Source organism: Alicycliphilus denitrificans, assembly GCF_044792555.1.
GTDB classification, from domain to species: Bacteria; Pseudomonadota; Gammaproteobacteria; order Burkholderiales; family Burkholderiaceae_C; genus Alicycliphilus; species Alicycliphilus denitrificans_A.
The window spans coordinates 4,077,297-4,089,862 of record NZ_CP126238.1; the positions used below are offsets into that span (position 1 = coordinate 4,077,297).

Consider the following 12,566-nt stretch of genomic DNA (forward strand, 5'->3'; position numbering starts at 1 on the left):
CTTGCCATTAGGTTATTTCAAGCACATTTACGATTGAAACGACCTGACGGCATGCGTCAGAAGCTGCATTTTCAATAGCATCATCTCGGCCACAGGGCCCACAGACGCAGGTTCTGCTTCAGGCGCCCGGCGATGTCGCCCGCCTCCTGGCCCCAGCCCGTGAAATAGTCGGCGCGCACGGCGCCCAGGATGGCGCTGCCCGTGTCCTGCGCCAGCACCAGGCGCGACAGCTGGGCCGTGGGCCCGCTGGAGGCCAGCCACACGGGCGTGCCGTAGGGGATGCTCTGGCGGTCCACGGCGATCGAGCGCCCGGGCGTGAGCGGCACGCCCTGCGCGCCCTTGGGGCCGAAGGCGGCATCCAGCGCATCCAGCGGCTCCTCGCGGAAGAACACATAGCGCGGGTTGGACCACAGCATCTCGTTCACGCGCTGCGGGTTTTGCGCCACCCAGGCGCTGATGCCGGGCCAGGTGGCGTCGCGCACCAGGCCCTGGTCCAGCAGCCACTTGCCCACGCTCCTGTAGGGCTGGTCGTTGGTGCCGGCATAGGCCAGGCGCACCAGGCGCTGGCTGCCGTCGGCCTCCTGCACGCGCAGCCGGCCCGAGCCCTGGATGTGCAGCACCAGGGCCTCGACCGGGTCGCGCACCCAGGCGATGGCGCGGCCGGCCAGCTGCGCCTGCGCCTCGCGCAGGGTCTCGATCTGCTGGCGCGTGTACCAGGGTTTGCGCGTTGCCAGATCGGCCGGAGGCGCATACAAAGGCACACCAAAGCCATTGCCCGGCTGGCGCGCGGCGTCCAGATACGGCTCGAAATAGCCGGTGAGCAGGCCGTCGGCGCTGCCCTCCAGCGACTCGATGCGATAGGGCTGCAGGCGCTGCATGATCCAGCCGCGCTGCTCCCCGGGGCTGGCGATGCTCAGGCGGCGCACGTCGCCGCACAGCGGCGCAAAGGCCGGCGCCGGACGCTCGCAGCTGCGCAGCCAGGCGTTCCAGGCCTCGTGCAGGGCATCGGCGTCAAAGCCGGGCAGCTCGCTCCAGGCCACGGGCACCCAGCGGCTCTTGGCCTGCGTGAGCGTGCCCGGCACGGCCACGGGCGCAGCCGGCGCGGGCGCCGGCCGCGCGGACGGTGCGGTCGGCGCAGGCGGGGCGACAGGCACGGGCGTGGAGCAGGCCGCCAGGATTCCTACAATCAGTGCGGTAACAAGCAGGCGCGGGAGACAAACATTCATGGGGCTGATTTTGCTTGAGGCGCTGCTGGCGCTGGTGATCCTGGTCGCAATTGTCTGGTGGACCATGTTCTCGGGCCGCAAGCGCGGCGAGCCGCCGTCCTCCCCGGACAACGAGGATTGACCATGGTTGGCGCCCGCCAGGCCCCGCCCGGCACCAAGTCTTACAGCCGGCGCCGGTCGCAGCGGCTACGCTTGCAGGCGATGAACATCCATGCCTACAAGGAGCGTCACATGCGCCACTCTCTTCTCATCATCAGTACCGCCGCCGCCGTCCTGCTGACCACCGGCTGCGCCGAAATGTCCGACACCCAGCGCCGCACGGCCATGGGCGCCGGCGCGGGCGCCCTGGGCGGCGCCGCCATCGGCGCCATGTCCGGCAACGCGGGCCGGGGCGCCGTGATCGGTGCGGGCGTGGGCGCTTTAGGCACCTACATCTGGTCGCAGCACATGGAGAAGCAGAAGCAGGAGATGCAGGCCGCCACGCAGGGCACGGGCGTGACGGTGTCGCAGACGGCGGACAACCAGCTCAAGCTCGATATCCCCAGCGACATCTCGTTCGCCACCAACCGCGCGGACATCGAGGCCAACTTCCGCCCCATCCTGGACCGCTTTGCCGAGGGGCTGCGCAACAACCCGAATGCCGAGGTGCGCATCGTCGGCCACACCGACGCCACGGGCAGCGACGCCATCAACAACCCGCTGTCGCTGGACCGCGCCGAGAGCACGCGCAACTACCTCACGGCCCGCGGCGTGAACGGCACGCGCATCCAGGTCGAGGGCCGCGGCTCACGCGAGCCCATTGCCAGCAACGCCACGGCCGATGGCCGCGCACGCAACCGCCGCGTGGAGATCTACGTCGGTGAAAGACAGGGCTGAAAGGGCTTAAACCCTTGCCAGTCAAGCGCTGACAGCTATCAAAAATACCCTACGCCTGCGGCGCGGCGCGCAACAGGTTGGCCAGCTCCACCGCCGACTTGACCTGCATCTTGTCGAACACGCGCGCGCGGTGCACCTCCACCGTGCGCACGCTGATGTCGAGCTGGTCGGCGATCAGCTTGTTGGGCAGGCCCTCGACCACCAGGCGCATCACGTCACGCTCGCGCTCGGTCAGCTCGGCCAGCCGGTCCTGCAGCTGGTGGCGCGTGCGGCAGGCCTCGATGTGCTGCGCCGACAGTTCCAGCGCCGCCTGCACCCGGTCCACGAGCTGGTTGTCCGAGAACGGCTTCTCGCAGAAGTCGAAGGCACCGCGTTTGACCGTGGCCACGGCCGTGGGCACGTCGGCGTGGCCGGTCAAAAAGATCACCGGCATGCCGGCGGTATCGCCGCGCGCCACCATGTTGTCGAACAGGGCCAGGCCGCTCATGCCGGGCATGCGCACGTCCAGCAGCAGGCAGCAGGGCTGGCGCAGGGCCAGGCCGCGCGTGGCGCGCTCGGCCAGCATGAGCTCGAAGGCCTCGGCGCTGGCGTAGGCCTCGCTGAACACGCGGCGCGAGCGCAGCAGCCAGGCCAGCGCCTCGCGCACCTCGGCGTCGTCGTCCACGATGTACACGGTGGCGTTGGCGGTGGGCTCCATCAGTCGTCGGCTTCCTGAAATGCGGGCAGGGTAAAGGTGAATACGGTACCACGCGGCTGGCGCTCTGCATGGTCCAGAAAGCCGCCATGCTGCTCCACCACGGTACGGCACAGGCTCAGGCCCAGGCCCAGGCCCATGCCCTCGGCGCGCGTGGTGTAGAACGGCGTGAACAGGTGCTCTGCCACGTCCTGCGGTATGCCGACGCCCATGTCGGCCACGGAAAACTCCAGCCAACCCCTGGCGGCATTGGAGGCCGCGCGGCGCACGCGCAGGTCCAGGATGCGCGGGTGGATCTGCGGGTCATCCATGGCCTGCATGGCATTGCGCGCCAGGTTCAGCAGCACCTGCTCGACCATGGTGCGGTCGCACAGCACGGCGGGCAGGCCCGGCCTGATGTCCAGCAGCACGCGCACGCCGATCTTGTGCGCCTGCAGCCGTATCAGCGGCAGCACGGCATCGAACAGCTCCTGCGCCGTGACCGACTCGCGCGACTGATCGCGCCGGCGCACGAAATCATGCACGCTCTTGATGACGCGGCCCGCACGCTCGGCCTGCTGCGCAATGCGCTGCACCCCCACGCGCAGGTCGGCCAAATCCTGCGGCGACGGCGGCTGCGACGCCTGCGCCGAGCCCAGCAGGTTCAGCGAACCCGTGGCGTAGCTGGCAATGGCCGCCAGTGGCTGGTTCAGTTCGTGGCTCAGCAGCGAGGCCATCTCGCCCACGGTGGCCAGCCGCGCCGTGGCCTGCAGGCGCTCCTGCGTGGTGCGCGAGAGCTCCTCCACGCGGCGCTGCTCGGTCACGTCGAGGAACGAGCCCATCCAGCCCGTGTGCAGGCCCTGGGCGTTGATCAGCGGTGCCTCGTAGATCATCACCGACAGGCGCGTGCCATCCTTGCGCATGAAGGTCGCTTCATAGCCCTCGCGCGGCGGATCGTTGCGGCCCGCCATGCGCACGCTCTGGCGCTCAGCATATTCCCGGGCATGCTCCGGGGGCCAATACGGCGGCGAGACCTGGCCCACCAGCTCGGCCGCCGAAAACCCCACCATGTCGCAAAAGGCCGGGTTCACATAGGTGATGCAGCCATTGATGTCGCGCGCGCGCAGGCCGGTGACCAGCGAATCCTCCATGGTCTTGCGAAACGCCAGCGCCTCGCCCAGGTCACGCTCGGCGCTCAGGCGGCGCCGGTTGTCGCGCACCAGCACCACCAGCACCGACACCAGGGCAATCGACATGGCCGTGACCAGCGCCGTGAGCACGTTGGGAAAGACGCTGGGCGCGGCATGCCAGCCGTCCATGCGCAAGATCAGCGTATTGCCCGGCAGGTCGAACAGCTGCTGCGCCGTGAACATGCGCGTGCCGCGGCGCGTGGCGCCCACCATGGCCAGGCGTGTGCCGTCGGCCTCGGTGAACGACACCTCCTGCGTGCGCCGCATCCCGGGCGCCACCAGGTCCTGCAGCACGGTCTGCAGCGAGTAGGTGGCAACGACGAAGCCGCGTGCCTGCCCATCGTTGACCAGCGGCAGGCAGACCTCCATCATCTCGGCGCCCACGCCCTCCGGCAGGGGCTGGAAGTAGCTGCTGGAGTAGGACGGCCCGGTGATGCGCCGTGCGTTGGTGCAGGCCAGCGCGGTTTCGGAATGCATGCTGGCGCCCATGGCCGGGTCGCGGTGCTGCGGACGGTAGGGCGATTCGGCATGGGCACGCAGCTGCAGCAGGCTGTCGCGCCACTCTATGCGCACCAGTTCGCGGTGCGCGGCGAGCAGCACCGCCGCGCGGCTCTCCCACGAGGCCAGGTCCGGATCGCCCGCCTGCAGCGCCTGCAGGTTCTGCAGGTTGTGCGCAAAGGCATTGCGTATGTCGGACACGGCATCCGCCGTGTCGCGCTCGAGCCGGGTTTGCACCTCGCCCGCCTCATAACGGCCGGCCAGCCACACCTGCGTGACCAGCATGCCGGCCACCAGCACGACCAGCAGCGCCCACAGCGACCAGCGCCGCCATGCCCCCGCCCAGCGGCGCCAGCGCCGCGGCAGCTGGCCCAGCGGCTGATCGGTGACGGCATCCTCCTCGTAGTGCATATTCACAGAACGCGATGCGCCAGCGCCGGCAACTGGCTGCGTAGCCGGCGCAGATGCGCGGCGTCCAGATCCCCGAGCACCACCCCGGCGCCTTCGGCCTGCTGCGCCAGCACCTGGCCCCAGGGATCGACCAGCATGCTGTGCCCCCAGGTGCGCCGGCCGTTCTCATGCGTGCCGCCCTGGGCCGGTGCCAGCACATAGGCCAGGTTCTCCACGGCGCGGGCGCGCAGCAGCAGCTCCCAGTGCGCACGCCCCGTGGTGTAGGTGAAGGCGCTGGGCACGAGCAGCAGCTCGACGCCGGCGCGCGCATGCGCGCGGTAGAGCTCGGGAAAGCGCAGGTCGTAGCACACGGAAAGGCCCACCTGCCAGCGCCTGCCGTCGCGCGCCGTGAGGGCAAAGCGCACGCTGTCCGCCCCGGCCTGGATCACGCGGGCCTCGTCGAAATGCTCGCGGCCATTGTCGAAGCGAAACAAATGGATCTTGTCATAGCGCGCCACGCAGGCACCCGCAGGCGAGAACACCAGCGAGCTGTTGTACACGCGCGCCGGGTCGTCACCCGCCAGGGGCAGGGTGCCGCCGACGATCCACAGGCCCAGCTCGCGTGCGGCCACGGCCAGAAAATGCTGGATCGGCCCATCGCCCATGGGCTCGCGCAGGGCCAGCTTGTCTTCGTCGCGCCGCCCCATGGCGCAGAAATACTCGGGCAGCACGGCCAGCTCGGCCCCGGCCCGGGCGGCCTGCTCGAGCAGGCGGCGCGCGGCGTCCAGATTGGCCTGCAGCGCCACGCCCGAGACCATTTGCAAGGCGGCGACTTTCATGGTTTTTCTCCTGGGGCGGGGGGGGGCTTGCGTTGCTGGATGCGCTCCACGCGCGGCTCGTCCCAGGTGCCGTCGATGCGGAACTCCTGCGTGGCCGCCTGGATCAGCGGCCCGCGCAGGAATACCTGCGCCAGGAAGCTGCCCAGGCCCACCACCGGGTTGATGGCCGTGGCCACCAGCGAGGCCGTCATGGCGTTGATCTCGGGCACCACGACCACATGCAGGTCCTGGGTCTCGCGCTCGATGTCGGCGCTGCCCTCCATGAGCACGGCGGCGTTCACACCCTTCATCTGCAGGTTGTTGGTGGTGGCCACGCCCTTGTCCACATGCACGTCGCCGCGCACGAAGTCAAAGGCAAAGCCCTCGCTGAACACATCGCGGAAATCGAGCGCGAAGCGCCGCGGCAGCGACTGCAGGCTGAGCACGCCCAGCAGCTTGGCCAGGCCCGGGTCGGCCTTGAGGAACTGGCCCGCCTCCATGTTCACGTTCATCTGCCCCGTCATGCTGCGGTAGTCGGGCGACAGGGGCGAACCCTGCCAGCCCACCCGGCCCGCAATGCGCCCCTGGCCGCGGCGCAGCACGCCATCCATGCCAAAGCGCGCCAGCAGCGCGCCCGAGTCGCGTATGTCGAGCTCGAAATCCATGCTGGTGCGCCGCCGCGTCTGGCTGCCCGCGCCGCCGAGCAGCGCCCAGTTGCCGCTGGAGGTGAATGTCGCCTCGGGCGCCGCGAGGTTGAACCTGGCCAGCCGCCATTCGCGCTGGCCGTCCTCGGTGGCGCGGTTGCGCGCCTCGATATCCATGCGCCCCAGGCGCCGGCCGCGCAACTCGAAGTCCTGCACCACGATGTCCAGCGCCGGCAGCTTGCCCGGCTGCTGCGCATCGAGCAGTTCATTCACCTGGGCGTCCGCCGCCTGCGGCAGGATCAGGCGCGCCAGGCGGGCGTACAGCAGATCCTGCGACTCCCCGCCCAGGGCGGGGCGGTACTCGACATAGCCATCGAGCTCACGCGCCGCCACGTTGGCGCGCCAGACCGGGCCCGCGTGCGAGATGCCGGCCACCACCTGATGCAGGTTGCGCCCATGCAGCGTGAGCGTGGACGCGCGCAGGGCCAGGCGATCGGGCAGGTAGTCCTGCGCCTCCTGGCCTGGCGCAGCCTCCGGCTGTCCCTGGACCGCGCCGGCTGGCGGCATGTGCTGCGCGAGCAGCGCGCTCCAGGCATCGGCATCGAGCTCATCCAGCACGGCATTTGCCCTCACACCCTGCTCCGGCAGGGGTGTGGCCTGCGCCGCGGGCAGGCCCACGTCCACCGCGCCGCGCAGCACGCGCACCTGCGCGCCATCGAGGGCGCGCACATAGGCCAGGCGCAGCGCATCGCCCAGCTCCAGCGTCATCTGGTCCTGCAGCGGGGCACTGTCCGAGGCCGCCGCCTCGCGCGTCAGCCGCTTGTCAAAACGCACGACCAGCGGCGCCGCCGCCGACTTGCCCAGCGGCGGCGGTGCGGCCAGGGCCATGCCCGCCAGGTCGCTCGTGACCTGGATCTCGGCCACGCCGCGGCGCACGCCCAGGGCCAGGGCATAGGTACTGCTGCCGCTGGCGTGGCGCGCCAGCTGCGACAGCAGCCCCAGCTGCGTGGACTCGCGCAGCCCCTCGGCCGTGGCCGTGCCGCGCGCGCGCACGCGCACCGCCGACTCGCCGGCCGGCGCGACAGCGTTCATGCCGCCCTCCAGCCGCACCTCCCCGCCCAGCGCCCGGCCCTGCACGCCGGCCAGCGTGAAGCCGGTCTCAGTGAACTGCACCACGCCACGCGCGCCGCTCACCGTGGGCGCCTCGGGCACGAAGCGCACTTCGTTGCCGGCCAGGGTCACGCCGCCGCGCACCCTGGATTGGGCCAGCTTGCTCAGGGGCAGGCGCAGGCCCAGCTGCAGGTCGGCCATGCCGGTGGCCGCGGCCTGGTCCAGCGCACCTTCGGTGAGCTGCGCGATCTGCGAGCCGCGCACCAGCCCCAGCATGTCCTGCAGCGGACCGCGCACCTGGGCATCGACCTCGACCACGCTGTGCTCCAGGTCGGCGATCCTGGCGCCCACCTTTTGCACGCGCAGCGCGGGCCGGCCCGCAAAGCTGCCCGTGGCATTGCGCACCAGCATGCTGGCGCGGTCGAAGACCAGCTCGCCGCTCAGCTCCGCCAGGGCCGGCCAGGGGCGGTCGCCGGGTTCCAGCAGGCTGGGCGGCACGTAGCCGTAGACCACATCCTTGACGCGCGCCGCGATGTGGAACTCCCCCAGGCGCGGCGCGTGGCCATAGGGGAAGTCGTGCAGGTCGCCCTTGACGCGAAACTTCACCTCGGTTGCGCTGCCCGCGGCAATGGCGTCGCGCACGTAATGGCGCGTCTCGGCGGGAATGGCCAGCGGCAGGTAGCGGTGCACGCGCGTGCCGTCGGCGCGCGACAGGCTGCCCGACAGTTCCAGCACGCCCGGAAAGCGCGAGCGCGCGGGCGATGCGGCCGGGTCTGCCGTGCGCCAGGCCAGGCGCGCCTCGCCCTGGGCGTCGGCATTGGCAAAACGCAGGTCGCCGGTCTGCACGGCAATGCGCTGGCCCTCGATCTGCCAGCGCACCGTGGCCGAGAGCCGCTGCACGGGCACGACCGGATCCTCGAACACGCCGGGCAGCAGCAGCCGGCCGTCCGCCATGGCCAGCTCCGCCCGCCCGCCCTGGTGCGTCAGGTCCAGCTCCAGGTCGGCGCCGCTCAGGCCCGCCGTCACGGGCACCTGGTCCTGCGCGGCCAGCGTCAGCCCCGTCAGCTTGGCGCGCAGCTGGTACTGCCGGGGCTGCGCCAGGGGCCCGTGCCAGCTGGCCCGCAACTGCTGCGCCACGCCCTGCGGCGCATAGGCCCGCAAGGCCTGGTGCACGGCCGCATCCAGCGGCAGGCGGCCGGCGATCTGCGCCACGGCGGCCAGGTCCAGCCGGTCGGCCTGCAGCTCGCCCTGCTCCCGCCCCGCCTGATCCGCGCCGGTGTGGCGCAGGAACAGCTTGCCACCAGGCCAGCGCAGGCCATCGTCGGCCTGGAACTGCAGGTTGTCGCTGCTGAGCTCGAAGCCGCCCTCCAGCCAGCGCCCGCCCACACGCCCCGTCACCGTGTGCAGCACCAGTGGGCGCAGATCCTGGCCCAGCGTGGCATTCACCTCGCCCAGCGCCATGTCCACCGTGACAGCGGCCGGCTCGCCGCGCTGCACGTCGACCCAGGCGCGCAGCGCGCCATGGCCCCGGGCCACCTCCAGCGCCCCCAGATCGGCATATTGGTTCAGCCGCGAGACATCCACATGCCCGAAGGCCGCATACAGCTGGCCGCTCCAGCGCCGCCAGTTGCCGCCATGGGTGGTGAGCAGCGGCTGGCGGAACCGGCCGCGCAGCGTGAAGCGCTCGCCCCAGTCGGGCGGCGGCGTGGCATCCAGGCGCACGGAATGGCGCCAGGCGCCGTTGCGCAGCACCAGGTCCACCCGGGTCAGCGCCAGCGGCCCGGCCCCGCTCTGCTCGTCACTCCAGCGCAGCGTGCCGCCCCGGATCGCGACCTCAGGCTGCGCAAACAGCCAGTCGGCGGCATCGCTGTCGCCCCGGGCATCCTGGTGCAGCGCCAGCCCGGCGACGGTGATGCGGCCATCCGCCGCGCGGCGTATATCCAGCTCCGGGCCTTCGATATAGATCTGCTCGAAGCCCAGGCGCAGCAGCGAGCGCGGCGACAGCGCCAGCACCACACGCGGCAGCTGCAAGGCCTCGCGCCCCTGGGCATCGAGCAGGGCCACGCCGGACAGCTCCACGGTGGGGAAAATCCCCTCGCTGCGCGCCGTGATGGCGCCAATGCGCACGGGTACCCCCAGGACGCGCCGGGCCTGTGCCTCCAGCTGGGGGCGGTAGTCGCCAATACGCGGCACAATCCAGCCATGCAGCCCCCCCCAGGCCGCCGCCAGCAGCAGCCACAGGGCCACCAGCAACCCGAACCCCCATCGTGCACAGCCCGCCACGAGTCTGAGCAGGCGGGAGGGGTGGGATGGCGGCTCTGTCATGTCAGGTGGAATCGATGGCAGGAATTATGACCCGCACATCCCCCGGGAGTTCAGCCGTAGACGTTGCCATGCAGATGCCTTTGACCGCCCCCGCAGCCTCCCGCGAACCGCTCTCGCAGCATTCGCGCTTTTTCCAGCGCCTGGAGCGCCGCTATGGCGCCGATCTGGCGTTGCTGCCACCGGGCGTGCCCGACCACGCCACCCTGGGCCAGGCCTGCGACGCCCTGCTGGCACGCGGCCATGACCTGGGCGCGGCGCTGCGCATCCTGCGCCAGCTGGTGCTGCAGCGGCTCATCCGCCTGGACTGCGACCAGGGTGCTCCGCTTTCCGACATCACCCTGCCCATGACCGCGCTGGCCGAACTGGCGCTGGACCGCGCCTGCCGCCAGGCGCGCGCGGAGCTGGACGCGCGCCACGGCGCGCCGCGCGGCCCCCAGGGCCAGCCGGTGCAGCTGTGGGTAATCGGCATGGGCAAGCTCGGGGCACGCGAGCTCAATGTGTCCAGCGACATCGACCTGATCTACGTCTACGAGCATGACGGCGATACCGCCGGCCTGGAGGGCGGGCGCGGCAGGCTCTCCAACCACGAATACTTCGCGCGCGCCGTGAAGGCCATCTATGCCCTGGTGGGCGACACCACCGAGCATGGCTTCGTGTTCCGCGTGGACCTGGCGCTGCGGCCCCACGGCAACTCCGGCCCGGCAGCACTGTCGCTCTCGGCGCTGGAGGACTACCTGCAGGTGCATGGCCGCGAGTGGGAGCGCTTTGCCTGGCTCAAGAGCCGGGTCGTGGCACCGCTCGATTGCATTGCCACGGCGAACGTGCAGGCGCTGCGCGGCGTGGTGCTGCCCTTCGTGTTCCGCCGCTACCTGGACTACAGCGTGTTCGATGCGCTGCGCACGCTGCACCACCAGATCCGCGACCATGCGGCCAAACGCAGCGCCGGCCGGCCCGAGCGCGCCAACGACGTGAAGCTCTCGCGCGGCGGCATCCGCGAGATCGAATTCACCGTGCAGCTGCTGCAGGTGGTGCGCGGCGGCCAGTACCCCGAGCTGCGCCGCCGCCCCACGCTGGAGGCGCTCGCGCGCCTGGCGCACGCCGGCCTGATGCCCGCGCAGACGGCCGAGCAGCTGGCCAGCGCCTACATCTTTCTGCGCCGCGTGGAGCACCGCATCCAGTACCTGGACGACCAACAGACCCATGTGCTGCCCACGCGCGACGAGGACCTGGCCTGGATCGCCCACAGCATGGGCCTGGATTGCTGCGATTTTTTGCGCGAACTGGATGCCCACCGCGAGCTCGTGGCGCAGGAGTTCGACACCCTGCTGGGCGGCACGCAGCACCAGCGCTGCAACAACGGCTGCGGCAAGGCACGCAGCGCCGAGACGCCCGCCCCCGACCTGGAGGCGCTGCTGGAGCAGTTGCCGCCCGCCCTGCGCGAGCGCGTCGCCGAATGGCGCGGCAACGCCCGCGTGCAGGGCCTGCGCGACGAGGCGCGCACCAGGCTGCTGCGCATCGTGCAGCGCACCAGCAGCTGGCTGGCCGAGGGCCGGGTGGGCGAGGACGCCGCCGTGCGCCTGGTGGGCTGGCTGGAGCCGCTGCTGCGCCGCGAGAGCTATCTGGCGCTGCTGCTGGAGCGCCCCCTGGTGCACGAGCGCCTGCTGCACCTGCTGGGCGCGGCCAAATGGCCGGCGCGCTACATGCTGCAGCACCCGGGCGTGATCGACGAGCTGGCCAGCGACGCCCTGCTGTCGGAACGCTTCGTGGCCCTGGATTTCGAGCACGAGCTCGCCCTGCGCCTGGCGGCGCTCAAGTCCACGGGCGAGGACGACGACGAGAACCTGCTCGACCTGCTGCGCCGCGCCCACCACGCCGAGACCTTCCGCACGCTGGCGCGCGACGTGGAGGGACGCCTCACCGTCGAGCAGGTGGCGGACGACCTCTCGGCCCTGGCCGACAGCGTGCTGCGCGTCACGGCAGAGTGGTGCTGGAGCCGGCTGAAAAACCGCCACCGCGAGGCGCCGCAGTTCGCCATCATTGGCTACGGCAAGCTCGGCGGCAAGGAGCTGGGCTACGGCAGCGACCTGGACATCGTCTTCGTCTTCGACGACGACCATGATCTCGCCCCCGAGGTCTACGCTGCCTTCGTGCGCAAGCTCATCAACTGGCTCTCGGCCAAGACCGGCGAGGGCGACCTGTTCGAGATCGACACCCAGCTGCGCCCCAACGGCAACTCCGGCCTGCTCGTGACCAGCTTCCAGGCCTATGCCGACTACCAGCAGCAGCGCGGCAGCAACACCGCCTGGACCTGGGAGCACCAGGCCATGACGCGGGCGCGCTTCGTGCTGGGCAGCGAGCAGCTGCGCGCGCGCTTTGACGCCGTGCGCCAGGCCGTCATCAGCGCGCCACGCGACGCCGCGGCCCTGCGCAGCGAGATCACCGCCATGCGCCAGCGCATGCGCGCCGCCAACCCCGTGCCGGCCGGGCAGTTCGAGGTCAAGCACAGCCCGGGCGGCATGCTGGACGTGGAATTTGCCGTGCAGTACCTGGTGCTGGCACACAGCGGCGCCCACCCCGAGTTGCGCGACAACAAGGGCAACATCGCCCTGCTGCAACGCGCCGAGGCTGCCGGCCTGCTGCCCGCGGGCGTGGGCCACGCCGCCGCCGACGCCTACCGCACGCTGCGCCAGGTGCAGCACCGCGCCCGCCTGAACGAGGAACCCACGCGCGTGCCGCCCGAGACCCTGGCCGCCGAACAGGGCGCCGTGCTGGCGCTGTGGCGCGCGGTGTTTGGCTGAGAAAACTCTCTTATTGAT

Annotated in this window: 8 protein-coding genes; 3 read left to right on the forward strand and 5 right to left on the reverse strand. The window is 71.0% G+C overall.

The window, feature by feature from the left end:
* Positions 1-80: 80 nt before the first annotated feature.
* Positions 81-1,226, reverse strand: a complete 1,146-nt coding sequence (locus tag P7644_RS19375; protein ID WP_404300876.1) for a murein transglycosylase A — start codon at positions 1,224-1,226, stop codon at positions 81-83.
* Between P7644_RS19375 and P7644_RS19380 the strand changes: the two genes are divergently transcribed.
* Entirely contained in the window at positions 1,225-1,347 is a 123-nt protein-coding gene (locus P7644_RS19380; protein ID WP_404300877.1) for a hypothetical protein, read from the forward strand. The two genes, P7644_RS19375 and P7644_RS19380, sit on opposite strands and share 2 nt — an antisense overlap.
* Positions 1,348-1,457: 110 nt before the next feature.
* Positions 1,458-2,102 (forward strand): OmpA family protein, encoded by a 645-nt coding sequence (locus tag P7644_RS19385; RefSeq protein WP_404300878.1) that lies wholly within the window; start codon positions 1,458-1,460, stop codon positions 2,100-2,102.
* Positions 2,103-2,151: 49 nt separating this feature from the next.
* Here the strand turns inward: P7644_RS19385 and P7644_RS19390 are convergent, their stop codons facing one another.
* The 4 genes from P7644_RS19390 to P7644_RS19405 are packed head-to-tail and all read right to left on the reverse strand — an operon-like array spanning position 2,152 to position 9,750.
* Entirely contained in the window at positions 2,152-2,799 is a 648-nt protein-coding gene (locus P7644_RS19390) for a response regulator transcription factor (protein ID WP_404300879.1), read from the reverse strand.
* Positions 2,799-4,874, reverse strand: a complete 2,076-nt coding sequence (locus P7644_RS19395) for a nitrogen regulation protein NR(II) (RefSeq protein ID WP_404303256.1) — start codon at positions 4,872-4,874, stop codon at positions 2,799-2,801. Before P7644_RS19395 ends, P7644_RS19390 begins: the two co-directional genes overlap by 1 nt.
* 2 nt (positions 4,875-4,876) lie before the next feature.
* The gene (locus tag P7644_RS19400; protein ID WP_404300880.1) at positions 4,877-5,692 is read right to left on the reverse strand and encodes a carbon-nitrogen hydrolase family protein; all 816 of its coding nucleotides are present in this window, start codon (positions 5,690-5,692) and stop codon (positions 4,877-4,879) included.
* On the reverse strand, positions 5,689-9,750 hold the full coding sequence (locus tag P7644_RS19405) for a YhdP family protein (protein ID WP_404300881.1): 4,062 nt from the start codon (positions 9,748-9,750) through the stop codon (positions 5,689-5,691). Before P7644_RS19405 ends, P7644_RS19400 begins: the two co-directional genes overlap by 4 nt.
* A 68-nt stretch (positions 9,751-9,818) precedes the next feature.
* Between P7644_RS19405 and glnE the strand changes: the two genes are divergently transcribed.
* On the forward strand, positions 9,819-12,548 hold the full coding sequence (gene glnE / locus P7644_RS19410) for a bifunctional [glutamate--ammonia ligase]-adenylyl-L-tyrosine phosphorylase/[glutamate--ammonia-ligase] adenylyltransferase (protein ID WP_404300882.1): 2,730 nt from the start codon (positions 9,819-9,821) through the stop codon (positions 12,546-12,548).
* The last annotated feature ends 18 nt before the right edge of the window (positions 12,549-12,566 follow it).

Excerpts from the sequence above, each read along its gene's own strand:
- glnE (WP_404300882.1), top strand. The coding sequence starts at position 9,819 with ATGCAGATGCCTTTGACCGCCCCCGCAGCCTCCCGCGAACCGCTCTCG.
- P7644_RS19400 (WP_404300880.1), bottom strand. The coding sequence starts at position 5,692 with ATGAAAGTCGCCGCCTTGCAAATGGTCTCGGGCGTGGCGCTGCAGGCC.
- P7644_RS19405 (WP_404300881.1), bottom strand. The coding sequence starts at position 9,750 with ATGACAGAGCCGCCATCCCACCCCTCCCGCCTGCTCAGACTCGTGGCG.
- P7644_RS19390 (WP_404300879.1), bottom strand. The coding sequence starts at position 2,799 with ATGGAGCCCACCGCCAACGCCACCGTGTACATCGTGGACGACGACGCC.
- P7644_RS19385 (WP_404300878.1), top strand. The coding sequence starts at position 1,458 with ATGCGCCACTCTCTTCTCATCATCAGTACCGCCGCCGCCGTCCTGCTG.
- P7644_RS19395 (WP_404303256.1), bottom strand. The coding sequence starts at position 4,874 with ATGCACTACGAGGAGGATGCCGTCACCGATCAGCCGCTGGGCCAGCTG.
- P7644_RS19375 (WP_404300876.1), bottom strand. The coding sequence starts at position 1,226 with ATGAATGTTTGTCTCCCGCGCCTGCTTGTTACCGCACTGATTGTAGGA.
- P7644_RS19380 (WP_404300877.1), top strand. The coding sequence starts at position 1,225 with ATGGGGCTGATTTTGCTTGAGGCGCTGCTGGCGCTGGTGATCCTGGTC.